The organism is Duganella sp. GW821-FHT07F09 (assembly GCF_059418705.1).
The window spans coordinates 143,721-158,683 of record NZ_JBWKQJ010000008.1; the positions used below are offsets into that span (position 1 = coordinate 143,721).

Consider the following 14,963-nt stretch of genomic DNA (forward strand, 5'->3'; position numbering starts at 1 on the left):
GCGCAACCCGTACGCCATCACCACTCCCCCTACTCTTCCGCCAGGCCGCGCACGCACGAATCGAGGAACATGGCGTCGTTCACCATGGTTTCATGATCTGCGTCGACCGGCCAGTGGCGCAGCCGACCGGTGCCCAGTTGCGCCGCAATGCGCGCGATATCCTCCGGGCGCCGTCCCGGCGTCCACCAGGCATGCGTTGCGGCTTGCACGGCTGGATACGTGTCCGCCGAGCGCCCGACCGCCCGGTCCAGCGCCCGCCCGATCAGGCAGCGCCGCACCAGGTCTTCGGCCGCCAGCCCGGCAAAGGAACCGTCCGGCACGATAAGCCCTTGCGCCATGCGCGACCGCACCCATGCCAGCAGCGGCCGCTCGTCCTCGAGCGGATCGACGATATCGGCAGGCAGCTGCGGCATGTCCGTGCCCTCGCCGCAGACTTTGCGCAACAGTCCTTCAAACTCGCCGCGCCAGGCGTCGCCTTCGCCGTCGCCCAGTTGACTGAGCTCCGGCGTGTCCACCAGGCCCAGGAACGCGACCCTCTGCCCCTTTTGCTCCAGGTGCGAGGCGACCAGCGCCGCCAGCGGCCCGCCCAGCGACCATCCCAGCAAATGATAGGGTCCCTGCGGCTGCACCGCCTGGATCAGGCGCGCATAGTCGACGGCCATGGTCTCGAGCGAATGGTCGCGATGCGCGGGGTCGATCAGCGTGCGGCAGGTAACGCCATACACCGACCGCACGCCCGCCAGCCGCTGCGCCAGCGACAGATAGCCCAGCACCGTGCCGATGCCCGAGTGGATGCAGAACAGCGGACCGGGTTCGGCAAGATGGCGGTTCAACGGCACGACGGGGTTGGCGACGCTTTGCGCCAGCGCGTGCAGCGTCGGCTTGCCCAGCATGTCCTTCAGCGTCAACTGCAGGCCGGGGATGTCGCGCCGGCGCGCGGCGCTGACGACCCGCAGCGCCGAGATCGAATGCCCGCCGAGCTCGAAGAAGTTGTCGTGCCGGCCGATGCGCTCGACACAAAGCACCTCGCTCCAGATCGCCGCCAGCGCCTGCTCCACGATACCCTGCGGCGGTTCGTAGGCGGCATCGGCACTCCACTCCGGCGCCGGCAAGGCCTTGCGGTCGACCTTGCCGTTGGCGTTCAACGGCAGGCTATCGAGCACCACGATGGCGGCCGGCACCATATAGTCCGGCAGTTGCCGGCCCAGGCTGGCGCGCAGTCGCGCCGGATCGGCGCCGTGCCCCGGGGCCGACGCCACATAGCCCACCAGCCGCGTGCCGGCCGGCAGCTCCTGCGCCACCACCACGGCTTCGCGCACTTCCGGCTGCGCCAGCAATTGCGCTTCGACTTCGCCCAGCTCGATGCGCAAACCGCGCACCTTCACCTGGTGATCGATGCGGCCCAGGTATTCCAGCTGCCCCTCGCCGTTCCAGCGCACCAGGTCACCGGTGCGGTAAAGCCGTCCGCCACCGCCGAACGGGTCGGCCACGAAGCGCTCGGCGCTCAGCGCCGGCCGGTGCAGGTAGCCCCTGCCCAGCAGCTCGCCGCCGATGTACAGTTCACCGGCCACGCCGCGCGGTACCAGGTTCAGGCTCGCGTCCAGCACGTGGGCCTCGGTGGCGGCGATGGGGCGGCCGATCGGCACCAGCGTCGCGCCGTCGGCCTGGCAGGTCCATTGGGTGACGTGGATCGTGGTTTCCGTCGGACCGTAAAGGTTTTGCAGGCTCACGCCGTGGAGCCGCCGCAGCGCCTCTCGTTGCGTCGCGGCCGGCATGGCTTCGCCGCCGCAGATCACGTAGCGCAGCCGCGTTTCGCGCTCGATGCCCTCATGGGCCAGGAAGGCCTGCAGCATCGCCGGGACGAAGTTCATCGTGGTGACGGCGTGGCGGCGGATCAAGGCCGTGATCCGTTCCGGATCGCGCTGGTCGCCAGGGTTGGCCACCACCAGGCGCACGCCGGTGGTCAACGGCCAGAAGATCTCCCAGACCGACACGTCGAAGCCGAACGGCGCCTTGTGCAGCACGGTGTCGTCGCGGGTCAGGCCGTAGGTCTCCTGCATCCAGCGCATGCAGCTGGCCAGCGAACGATGGCGGACCGCCGCGCCCTTGGGCCGCCCCGTCGATCCCGACGTGTAGATCACGTAGGCGAGACTCTCGCCGTGCAGCGCCACTTGCGGATCGTGTTCCGGTTCGGCGCCGAGATCGAGCGTTTCCAGGTCGAGAACTTCGACTCCGGCGACCGGCGGGAGACGCTGCCCTACCTCGCGGTCCGTCAACAGCAGGCCGATGCCGCTGTCCCGTATCATGTAGTCCATGCGGTCGGCGGGATATTCGGGGTCCAGCGGCACGTAGGCGCCGCCGGCCTTCAAGATCGCCAGCAATGCGACCACCATGCCGACCGAGCGCTCGACGGCGATGCCCACCCTGACTTCGGGCGCCACGCCAAGCGCGATCAGGCGGTGGGCCAGGCGGTTGGCGCGCGTGTTCAATTCGCGATAGGTCAGCACCTCGTCGCCGAACAGCAGCGCTTCCGCGTCCGGCTGGCTGCGGGCCTGTTGCTCGAACAGCCGGTGCACCGGCTCCGCGTCCGGATACGAACGCCGGTCGACGCCCCAGCGGCGTAACTGAGACCGCTCGTGCGCGTCCAGCAGTTCCACCTCGTCCAGCGCCTGATCCGGCTGCTCCGCCAATGCGGTCAGCAGTGTCACGTAGTGGGTGGCCATGCGGGCGATAGTGCCGGCCTCGAACAGTTCGGCCGCATAGGTGACGCCGATATGTATCTTGCCTTCGTTGTCCTCCACGCCGTTGATCACCAGTTCGAACTGCGCCCCCTGCCCGCCCAGCGCGTACTCCTCCAGCGTCAGGCCGGGCAATTGCGCCAGGGCGCCGCCATCTTGCCGCTGGTGGTTGAACATCACCTGGAACAGCGGATTGGTGCCGAGATGACGCTCCGGCTGCAATGCCTCGACCAGTTGTTCGAACGGCAGGTCCTGGTGCTCCTGCGCGCCCAGCGCCGCCTCCCTGGTCGCCGCCAGCAAATCGTCGAGGCGCTGGCGCGGGCCGACTACGCCGCGCAGCACCTGCGTGTTGACGAAGAAGCCGACCACGGATTCGGTTTCCGCGCGGTGGCGGTTGGCGATCGGCACACCGACGCGGATATCCCGTTCTCCGGTATAGCGATACATCAGAGCCTGCATACCCGTCAGCAGCAGCATGAAGACGGTGGCGTCGGCGGCGCGCGCGCGGGTGCGCAAGGCGGCGGCCAGGCCGGTGGGCAGCGCCAGGTCGTGCCGCGCGGTCGTATACTGGCCGTCGGACCGGCGCGGATGGTCGGTGGGCAGCTGCAGCATCGGCTGCTCGCCGCCCAGCTGCGACAGCCAATAATCCAACTGGCGTTGCCGCTCGCCGGCTTCGAGCCAGTTGCGCTGCCACGCCGCGTAGTCGGCGTACTGGATAGGCAACGGCGCCAGGTCCGGCAACCGGCCCTCGATGCGCGCCCGGTACTGCCGCACGAATTCGTCGATGATGATCTGCATCGACCAGCCGTCCGAGACGATGTGGTGCATAACCACCACCAATACGTGCCTGTCGGCCGCCTCACGAATCAGCCCAATCCGCAACAGCGGACCGTGTTCCAGGTCGAACGGCGTGCGGTGCAGCCGCGCCGCCTCGGCTTGAACGCGCTCTTCGCGCACCGGCGCCGCCTGGCCTTCCAGGTCGATGTACTCCAGCTTTGCCTCCGTCCCCAGCACCTTGTGATCGATGCCGCCATCCGGGTTGGCCCGGAACACCGTGCGCAGCGACTCGTGACGCAACACCAGTGCATCGAAGCTGGCGCCCAGCGCGACAGTATCGAGCTCGCCCTGTAACCGCAGCGCGCCGGTGATATGGTAGGCGGAACTGTCACGATCCAGCTGCCACAGCATCCATTGCCGCGTTTGGGCGTACGAACAGACGCCATGGTTGGCGGCGGCTGCGGCGATGGGCAGCCTGCCAAAGTCGATACCCTGGGATTTCAACGCTTGCAGGAAGGCCGTTTGCTTTTCCTTCGAAAAGCCCGCAAAGCGGACGGCGATGTCATAGTCCTTGGTTCTCATTCAATGCTCCAGCTGTTCCATGATGGCGAACATACGTTCGATGTCGTCTTCGGCGCCACTTGCGTCTGGCGATGGTGACAGCAAGGCCGCCGAGGCGGCGATCGTCGGGTTCTCGAACAGGCTGCGCAACGGCACGCGAATGCCGGAATACTGGTGCGCCTTCGCATGCACGCGGAGGACGGAGATCGAATGTCCTCCCAGTTCGAAGAAGTTATCGTGGCGGCCCACTCGCTCGACGCCGAGCACCTCGGCCCAGATCGCGGCCAGCGCTTCCTCAACCTCGCCTTGCGGCGGCTCGTATGCCGCCACGGCCACCGCTTCCGGCGCCGGCAGCGCCTTGCGATCGACCTTGCCGTTCGCGTTCAACGGCAAGCTTTCCAGCACCATGAGCGTGGCCGGCACCATGTACTCCGGCAGTTGCCTGCCCAGCCGCTCGCGCAGCGCGGCGATATCGATGACCGCGCCCGCCGCCGACACATAGGCCACGAGGCGCGCGCCGCCGGGGCCTTCGGCCGCCACCACCACCGCTTCCCGCACTTCGGGCTGCGCCAGCAATTGCGCCTCGACCTCGCCCAGCTCGATGCGCAGGCCGCGAATCTTCACCTGATGGTCGATGCGGCCCAGGTAATCGAGGCTGCCCATGGCGTTCCACTTCACCAGGTCACCGGTGCGGTACAGCAGTTCGCCCTGCTCGCTTAAAGGGCTGGCGACAAAGCGTTCGGCGCTCAGGGCCGCTCGGTTCAGGTAACCGCGCGCCAGGCCGGCGCCGCCCAAATACAGTTCACCAGCCACGCCCGCCGGCGCCAGATTCAACTCCTCGTCCAGCACATAGGTGCCGATTCCGGCGATCGGCCGCCCGATCGGCACCTGGCTGCGGCCGTCGTCGCGGCACGTCCAATGCGTGACGTCGATGGCAGCCTCGGTCGGGCCGTACAGGTTGTACAACGCCGCGCCGGGCAGGCGCGCGAACACGCCGTTCTGCGCTTCGGCCGGCAACGCCTCGCCGCTGCAAACAATACGCCGCACACTGTGGCACGCCTCGATGCCCTCGTGGGCCAGGAACGCCTGCAGCATCGACGGCACGAAGTGCAGCGTCGTCACGTTGAATTTCAGGATCGCGTCGACCAGCCTTGCGGGATCGCGGTGGTCTCCCGGACGGGCCAGCGCCAGGCGCGCGCCCGTCATCAAAGGCCAGAAGAATTCCCAGACAGAGACGTCGAAGCCGAATGGGGTTTTCTGCAGCACCGTGTCCGAGCCGTCCAGCCGGTAGGCTTCCTGCATCCACGCCAGGCGGTTGTGCAGCGCGCCGTGGCGGTTGGCCGCGCCCTTCGGGCGGCCCGTGGAACCGGAGGTATAGATCACGTAGGCCAGGTTCTCGCCATGCAGCGCCACGTGCGGATCGTGTGACGGTTCCGCGCCGAGATCCAGGCTCTCGATCTCCAGCACCGTGACGGCGGCGACCGCCGGCAGTTTCGGTCCCACCTCGCGGTCAGTCAGCAGCAGGCCGATGCCGCTGTCTTGCATCATGTAGGCCATGCGGTCGGCGGGATAGTCCGGGTCGACCGGCACGTAGGCGCCGCCCGCCTTCAGGATCGCCAGCAGTCCGACCACCATCCCCATCGAACGTTCGACGGCGATGCCCACCTTGACTTCCGGCGCCACGCCCATGGCGATGAGCCGGTGCGCCAGGCGGTTGGCGCGCACGTTCAGTTCTCCATACGTGAGCGCTTCGTCGCCGAACAACAGCGCCTGCGCGTCGGGCTGGCGGCGCGCCTGGCGCTCGAACAGCTGGTGCACCGGCGTCGTGTCCGGATACACACGCTCGTCGACGCCCCAGCCGCGCAGTTGACGCAACTCGTCCGCGTCCAGCAACGCCACCTCGCCCAGCGTCTGCTGCGGCTTCTCCGCCAGCGCGCCCAATAGCGCGGTGTAGTGCGTCGCCATGCGCTCGATCGTGCGGGCGTCGAACAACTCCGCAGCATATGTAAAGCACACCTTCATCCCGCCGGCGCCTTCCTCGACGCTGTCGACCATCAATTCAAATTGGGCGCCCTGCCCTCCCAGCGCGTATTCTTCCAGAGTGAGGCCTGGCAACTGCGCCAGCCCGCCGTCATCTTTCCTCTGGTGGTTGAACATGACCTGGAACAGCGGATTGGTGCCGAGGCGGCGTTCCGGCTGCAAGGCCTCGACCAGCTGCTCGAACGGCAGGTCCTGGTGTTCCTGGGCGCCCAGCGCGGCGGCCCTGGCCGCGGCCAGCAGCGCGTCGAGACGCTGGCGCGGCCCGATCACGCCGCGCAGCACCTGCGTGTTGACGAAAAAGCCGACCACGGCTTCGGTATCCGCGCGGTGGCGGTTGGCGATCGGCACCCCAACACGGATGTCACGCTCGCCCGTGTAACGATGGAGCAGTGCCTGCACGCCCGCCAACAGCACCATGAACACGGTGGCGTTGGCGGTCCTCGCGCGGCCGCGCAAGCCGTCGGCCAGGCCGGTGGGGAGCGAGATGTTGTGACGCGCCGCCGTGTACTGGCCGTCGATGCGGCGCGGACGGTCGGTCGGCAGTTGAAGCACGGGCTGTTCGCGGCCCAACTGCGCCAGCCAATAGTTCAACTGGCGCTGCCGCTCGCCGGCGTCGAGCCAGTCGCGCTGCCACACCGCATAGTCGGCGTACTGGATAGTCAATGGCGCCAGGTCCGGCACGCATCCCTGGACGCGCGCCCGATACTGTTGCGCGAATTCGTCGATGATAATCCGCATCGACCAGCCATCCGAGATGATGTGGTGCATGACGACCACCAGCACATGATTGTCCGCCGCCTCTCGTATAAGCCCCACCCGCAGCAGCGGACCGTGCTCCAGATCGAAGGGCGCCGCGTGCAGCCGCGCCGCCTCGATGCACACCCGTTCATCGCGCTCCGATGCCGCAAGCCGGGACACATCGATGTACTCCAATGGCGCGCCGGTTTCAAGAATCCTCTGCTCCGCCTGGCCATCGACGCCGCCGCGGAACACCGTCCGCAGCGACTCGTGACGCATTACCAGCGCGTCGAAACCGGCGCTCAGCGCCACAGTGTCGATCTCCCCGGACAGGCGCAGCGCGGCGCCGATATGGTAGGCCGTGCTGGCCATGTCCATCTGCCACAGTATCCATTGCCGACCCTGGGCATAGGATGCCGGCAGCGGACCGGTGCGCCTGTCGTCGGACAGCCGTGGAATCGCCACCTGGGTCGCTTCGGCGGCACCACCGCCGATGAAACGGGCCACGCCAGCCAGCGTGCGGCCTTCGAATAAATGGCGCGGCAGCACCTGCAGGCCGCGCTTGCGAGCGCGCGCCACCAGCTTCAACGCCATGATCGAATCGCCGCCAAGTTCGAAGAAGTCGTCATCGCGCCCGACCTGTTCCACGCCGAGGACATCGCTCCAGACGGCGGCCAGTGTTTGCTCGGCGGCGCCAAGCGGCGCCGCATGGCGCCCAGGGTCGCGCCCACCCTCACGCTCCTGCGGATCGGGCAAGGCCTTGCGATCGATCTTGCCGTTCGCCGTCAGCGGCCAGGCATCAAGCGGTACGATCGCGGCGGGCACCATATATTCCGGCAGCGCACGCGCGAGCCGGACCTGCAAGTCGCCGCTATCGGGTCGCATGCCGTCCCGGCCGATGACGTAGGCGTGGAGGCGGGTCTGTCCATCGTCGTCGGTGCGTGCGATGACTTCCGCCTCCGCCACGCCGTCGATCTCCCGCAGCGCCTGCGCCACTTCCTGCGGCTCCACCCGATAGCCGCGGATCTTCACCTGGCCGTCCATCCTGCCGAGGAATTCCAGCGTGCCGTCGGCCAGCATCCGCACACGGTCACCGGTGCGGTACAGGCGCTCCCCGGCCCCGGACGGATGCGCGATGAAGCGCTCGGCCGTCTGCGCGGGCCGTCCATGATAGCCGCGCGCCAGGTTCGCGCCACCCAGATACAGCTCGCCCGCCACGCCGGCCGGCACCGGATGCAGATCGGCGTCCAGCACACAGGCAAGGTTGCCGGCCAGCGGCCGGCCGACCGGCAGCGTATCGGCCGCCCGCAACGCGTCGCCGGCTTCCTGGGTGAGGATGCCAACCGTCGTTTCGGTCGGTCCGTAGTGATTCAGCACGCGACAACCCGGCTTCAGGCTGGCGACGCGTTCCAACAAAGGCCAACGGGTCGCTTCGCCACCCACCACCAGCCGGCTGGAAGGCAGGACATCGGCCGGCACGGCGGCACTGAGCAGCGCCTGGAGGTGGCTCGGCACGATCTTCAGCACATCCACCCGATGACGCCGCATGTACCCGGCGAAGGCGTCCGGGTCCAGCACTAGCGCGGTGGACATCAAATGCAGCAGCCTGCCCGAGCAAAGCGCGCCAAACAGCACGGTGTTCCCCAGGTCGGCCGCGACCGTCGATACCATCGCCATCGAACGCGCCTCGGCCGGCAAATCCATCCGATCGAGCACGGACGCCACGTAGCCGGCCAGCGCGCCACGGCTGACAAGCACGCCCTTCGGCTGGCCGGTCGAGCCGGAAGTGTAGAGCAGGTACGCGCCCTGGGCCTGCATCGGCGTCGGCACAACCGCAAAATCCGCCCGCTCGGCGGGCGCTTGCGCGAGATCGATCCGCAGCACTGGCAGCGCCGTGTCGCAAGCGAGCGGCGTCGCGCTGAGCACCAGTCGCGCGCCGCTGTCCCGCAGCACATAAGCCAGCCGGTCCGCAGGCAGGGCCGGATCCAGCGGGACATACGTGCCACCGGCCTTGAGGACCGCGAGCACCGCCGCGACAAACTCGCAGCCGCGTCCCGCATGAATGGCGACGCGCTGCTCGGCCGCGATGCCCGCGTCGCGAAGGCGTGCGGCCAGCGCCGCCGCATGCGCATCCAGCGCCCGGAAGCTCAGGCTCGCGTGTTCGTCCATTACCGCGGGGGCGTCCGGCTGTGCCGATACCGCCGCCGACCATAGGGTCAGTATGTCCGGCGCCGCCTGCGGTGGCACCGGCCCATGCAACACCGGAGTGACATCGCGCAGTTCGAATGCGCCCAGCGGGCGTGCTCCATGCTCCGCCAGCTCGTTCAGCAGTCCTGCGAACTGTCCGGCGATGCGCTCGACGGCGGCCGCGTCAACCAGCGCCGTATCGTGCAGATAATCCAGGCGCAGTTCACCGTCGATACTCACCCGCAGTGTCAGCGGGTAGTGATTCCCGCTCGAGAAGTGCAGGCTATCGAACGCGAGCCGCGCCTGGTCCACACTGTTCAACGCCTTGTCGACCGGGTAGTTCTCGAACACGACGATGGTATCGAACAAGCTTGCGCCGGCGCTGCCGGCCAGCCGCTGGATCTCGTTGAGCGGCGTGTACTCATGCTCGCGCATTTCCGTGCCCTGCGCCTGCAACGCGCGCAGCCAGTCGTCCGCGCCGAGATCGGCGGGCACCGCTACGATCACCGGCAGGGTGTTGATGAACAGCCCCAGCATGCGATCGGCTTCCGGCAAGTCCATCGGCCGGCCGGACGTCGTCGCACCGAAGCACACCGCGCGCTGGCCAGTGTAGCGCTGCAGCAGCAGCGCCCAGGCGCCTTGCACCAGCGTGTTCAAGGTCACGTGCTTCGTGCGCGCCGATTCCGCAAGCCGGGAGGTCTCCCGGGTACTCAACACCCGCGAGTACTCCCGGTAATCCGCCGTGTCGCTCGAGGCGGGCAGCGCGGCGGCCAGCCTGGTGGGTCCCTCCAGGGCGGCCAGCCGGCTTTGCCAATAAGCCAGGCTGGCTGGCACGTCGCGCCGCTGCAGCCAGCCGATATAGTCGCGATAGCTGGCGCCGCAGGCGTCGGGCACACCGCCCGAATAAACGGTCAACACCTCCCCCAGCAGGCGGGAGGTGCTCCAGCCGTCAAGCAGCAAGTGGTGGACGGTCCAGATGAAGCGATGGCGGTCGTCGCCGATACGCACCAGCGCGATGCGCATCAAAGGCGGAGTGGCCAGATCGAAGCTTTGCTCCAATTCGGTTTTGGCAAGTCCCTCCAGCGCACCCTCAAGAGCTTCGCGTCCGCGCCAGTCAAGCTCACGCAGCGGCAGCTCGGCCTGTCGGGCCACCCATTGCAACGCCTGATCGTCGTGACTCAGCACACCGGTGCGCAACACGGCATGGCGCGCCAGCGCGGCTTGCCACGCGAGGCGGAAACGGCCGGCATCGAGTCCGCCGATGTCGACGCGCATCTGCGTGACATAGGTGCTGCCGTCCGGATCGGACAGGCTGTGGAACAGCATCCCGGTCTGCATCGGGGACAGCGGATAGAGGTCGGCCACATCGCGCCACGGCAGCGGCAGTTGATCGATTTGCTCCTGTGGGAGCCGGGCAAGCGGGAAGTCCGAAGGCGTGACGGCAGATTCGCCGCCGACGCAAAGGCCGATCAGCGCGTCCAGCTCCTCCCTGAACCGCTGCGCCAGCCCTTCGATCGTGGCGTGCTGGTAGCGCGCCTTGCTGTAGCCGACCGTCAGGGCCAACTCGCCGCCGTACACCTGGCCTTCGATGGACAGCTCGTGCGTGCGCGGCGCCGCCGGGTCGAGCGCCGCTCCGCCGCCCTCCTCGGCTGGCCGCCACATCGCCGCCTCGTCGAAGCTGCCGTCGAACTGGCCCAGGTAATTAAAGATCACCTGCGGTCTTGGCAAGGCTCCGAGTAGCCGTTGCTGCTCCGTGGTGCCGAGATATTTCAGCACGCCGAAGCCGATGCCGCCATCAGGCACCGTACGCAGCCCCTCCTTGACCCGCCGCAGGGCGGCGCCGGGCTCGCCCATCGGATCGAGCAGCACCGGGAACAGGCTGGTGAACCAACCGACCGAACGTGACAGGTCGATATCGGCGGAGAGGTCCTCGCGCCCATGACCTTCGAGGTCGATCAGGACCCTGTCCCGGCCACTCCACTGGCACAGCGCGCGCCCCAGCGCCGTCAGCAGGATATCGCTGACGCGCGTGCGCGAGGCGGCCGGCGCTTGCCGGAGCAAGGCATCGGTGAGATCGTGATCGAGGCGCAGCGTCACCTCGGCTTGTTGATCGACGCGGTTCGCACCATGCCGATCGTCGCAAGGCAGCTCGGGCTGTCCTTCGGCAGCCGCTTGCCAATAAGCGGTTTGTTGGCCGAAGCTGTCAGCCATAGACTGCAACAGCAAAGCCCAATCCTTATAGCTGCTGGTCTTCGCCGGCAGGGCAATATCTTTGCCCGCCCGGCTTTGTGCATACGCCAGTTGCAGGTCTTCCAGCAGGATGCGCCAGGACACGCCATCGACTACCAGGTGATGGATCACCAACAGCAGGCGTGAGCCGCCATCTTTCAATTCGATGGCCAGCGCGCGCATCAACGATCCCCGCGACAGATCAAGACTGCGCTGGGCGACATCGCACAGTGCCGGGATGTCCCGTTCACTCTCGGCTTGCCGCACCCACAGCAGTTCCTGTAACCGGCTGTCCGGCACCGTGACATAGACCTGCCCCCACACACCTGTTTCGTTGCGGTGGTAACGCAGTCGCAAGCTGTCGTGATGATTGACCAACGCCGCCAGTGCCGTCTTCATCGCCGCCAGGTCCAGTGGTTCGCGGCATTCCAGCAGCACCGATTGGTTCCAATGATGGCGTGCTTGCACAGGCGTGTCGAAGAACTCCGCCTGGATCGGCAGCAACGGCAGTTCGCCTTCGACCTGGCTGTCCGGCACGTCGACCGGCTGGTCGTCCTTTATGACCGCAGGGGCGAGCTGGATGATCGTCTGCCGCTCGAAGATGTGGCGTGGCGCCAGCCGCCATCCCGCGCGCCGAACGCCGGCGACGATCTGCAGGCTAAGGATCGAATCGCCACCGAGCTCGAAGAAGTTGTCGCTGCGGCCCACGCGCTCGACGCCGAGCACCTCGGCCCAGATCGCGGCCAGCGCTTCCTCAACCTCGCCTTGCGGCGGCTCGTATGCCGCCACGGCCACCGCTTCCGGCGCCGGCAGCGCCTTGCGATCGACCTTGCCGTTCGCGTTCAACGGCAAGCTTTCCAACACCATGAACGTGGCCGGCACCATGTACTCCGGCAGTTGCCTGCCCAGCCGCTCGCGCAGCGCGGCGATGTCGACGACCACGCCCGCCGCCGCCGACACATAGGCCACAAGGCGCGCGCCGCCGGGGCCCTCGGCCGCCACCACCACCGCTTCCCGCACTTCGGGCTGCGCCAGCAATTGCGCCTCGACCTCACCCAGCTCGATGCGCAGGCCGCGAATCTTCACCTGGTGGTCGATGCGGCCCAGGTAATCGAGGCTGCCCATGGCGTTCCACTTCACCAGGTCGCCGGTGCGGTACAGCAGTTCGCCCTGCTCGCTTAAAGGGCTGGCGACAAAGCGTTCGGCGCTCAAGGCCGGTCGGTTCAGGTAACCGCGCGCCAGACCGGCGCCGCCCAAATACAGTTCACCAGCCACGCCCGCGGGCGCCAGATTCAACTCCTCGTCCAGCACATAGGTGCCGATTCCGGCGATCGGCCGCCCGATCGGCACCTGGCTGCGGCCGTCGTCGCGGCACGTCCAATGCGTGACGTCGATGGCAGCCTCGGTCGGGCCGTACAGGTTGTACAACGCCGCGCCGGGCAGGCGCGCGAACACGCCGTTCTGCGCTTCGGCCGGCAATGCCTCGCCGCTACAAACAATACGCCGCACACTGCGGCACGCCTCGATGCCCTCGTGGGCCAGGAACGCCTGCAGCATCGACGGCACGAAGTGCAGCGTCGTCACGTTGAATTTCAGGATCGCGTCGACCAGCCTTGCGGGATCGCGATGGTCGCCCGGACGGGCCAGCGCCAGGCGCGCGCCAGTCATCAAAGGCCAGAAGAACTCCCAGACCGAGACGTCGAAGCCGAACGGGGTTTTCTGCAGCACCGTGTCCGAGCCGTCCAGCCGGTAGGCTTCCTGCATCCACGCCAAGCGGTTGTGCAGCGCGCCGTGGCGGTTGGCCGCGCCCTTCGGGCGGCCCGTGGAACCGGAGGTATAGATCACGTAGGCCAGGTTCTCGCCATGCAGCGCCACTTGCGGATCGTGTGACGGTTCCGCGCCTAGATCCAGGCTCTCGATCTCCAGCACCGTGACGGCGGCGACCGCCGGCAGTTTCGGCCCCACCTCGCGGTCCGTCAGCAGCAGGCCGATGCCGCTGTCTTGCATCATGTAGGCCATGCGGTCGGCGGGATAGTCCGGGTCGACCGGCACGTAGGCGCCGCCCGCCTTCAGAATCGCCAGCAGTCCGACCACCATCCCCATCGAACGTTCGACGGCGATGCCCACCTTGACTTCGGGCGCCACGCCCATGGCGATGAGCCGGTGCGCCAGGCGGTTGGCGCGCACGTTCAGTTCTCCATACGTGAGCGCTTCGTCGCCGAACAACAGCGCCTGCGCGTCGGGCTGGCGGCGCGCCTGGCGCTCGAACAGCTGGTGCACCGGCGTCGTGTCCGGATACACACGCTCGTCGACGCCCCAGCCGCGTAGTTGACGCAACTCGTCCGCGTCCAGCAACGCCACCTCGCCCAGCGTCTGCTGCGGCTTCTCCGCCAGCGCGCCCAATAGCGCGGTGTAGTGCGTCGCCATGCGCTCGATCGTGCGGGCGTCGAACAGCTCCGCCGCATAGCGGAAAGTCACACTCATGTGGTCTGAAGTATCCTCCGTGGTCTCCACCATCAGTTCGAACTGGGCCGCTTGCCCGCCCAGCGCGTATTCCTCCAGCGTGAGGCCCGGCAGCTGCGCCAGCGGCCCGGCTTCCTGCCGCTGGTGGTTGAACATCACCTGGAACAGCGGATTGGTGCCAAGATGGCGTTCCGGCTGTAAGGCCTCGACCAGCTGCTCGAACGGAAGGTCCTGGTGCTCTTGGGCGCCCAGCGCCGCAGTCCTGGTTTCCGCCAGCAGCGCGTCGAGACGCTGGCGCGGGCCGACCACGCCGCGCAGCACCTGGGTGTTGACGAAGAAGCCTACCAACGCCTCGGTCTCGACACGGTGGCGATTGGCGATCGGCACACCCACGCGGATATCCGGCTCGCCCGTATAACGATGAAGCAGCGCCTGCAAACCTGCCAGCAGCACCATGAAAACAGTGGCGTCGGCGGCCCGCGCGCGGTCGCGCAGACCGGCGACCAGGCCGGCGGACAGCACGATCTCGTGCCGGGCCGCCGTATAAGCGCCATCGGTGCGCCGTGGGTGATCGGTCGGCAGTTGAAGCACCGGCTGCTCCCGGCCGAGCTGCGCCAGCCAATAGTCCAACTGGCGTTCCCGTTCGCCGGCTTCCAGGCAGTTGTGCTGCCAGAGCGCGTAGTCCGCGTACTGGATCGACAGCGGTGCCAGCTCCGGCAAGCGTCGCTGGACGCGCGCCTGGTATTGCTGGGCGAATTCGTCGATGATGATCTGCATCGACCAGCCATCCGAAATTATGTGGTGCATGACGACCACCAGCACATGGTTGTCCTCCGCCTCGCGCACCAGCCCTACCCGCAGCAACGGGCCCTGTTCCAGATCGAACGGCTGGTCGCAGACGCGTTGTACCTCCCGCAGCACATGCTGCGCACGACCCTGTTCCGGCAAGCCGGCGACGTCCAGCATTGTGACATCAACCGGCATGCCCGCGCGGATCTCGGTGGCCACACGGCCATGCGCATCGGCGTGGAACACTGTACGCAAGGACTCGTGCCGCTCGACCAGGGCCGCGAAAGTGGCGCGCACTGCCGCCACATCCAGCGTACCGCGCAACCTTAGCGCGCCGCTGATGTGATAAGCGGTGCTACCCGGCTCGAGCTGCCACAGGAACCACTGGCGGCGCTGGGCGGCCGACGGCATTTCCGCCCCGCCCGGATGCGCCGGCCTTGC

At 67.6% G+C, this 14,963-nt stretch carries 2 protein-coding genes; both read right to left on the minus strand.

Going from position 1 to position 14,963, the window contains the following annotated elements; genetic code table 11:
• Window positions 1-29 precede the first annotated feature (29 nt).
• On the minus strand, window positions 30-4,097 hold the full coding sequence (locus tag AC07P1_RS21505; protein ID WP_494697743.1) for an alpha/beta hydrolase family protein: 4,068 nt from the start codon (window positions 4,095-4,097) through the stop codon (window positions 30-32).
• On the minus strand, window positions 4,098-14,933 hold the full coding sequence (locus AC07P1_RS21510) for an amino acid adenylation domain-containing protein (protein ID WP_494697744.1): 10,836 nt from the start codon (window positions 14,931-14,933) through the stop codon (window positions 4,098-4,100).
• Window positions 14,934-14,963: the final 30 nt, after the last annotated feature.

Excerpts from the sequence above, each read along its gene's own strand:
- AC07P1_RS21505 (WP_494697743.1), bottom strand. The coding sequence starts at position 4,097 with ATGAGAACCAAGGACTATGACATCGCCGTCCGCTTTGCGGGCTTTTCG.
- AC07P1_RS21510 (WP_494697744.1), bottom strand. The coding sequence starts at position 14,933 with ATGCCGTCGGCCGCCCAGCGCCGCCAGTGGTTCCTGTGGCAGCTCGAG.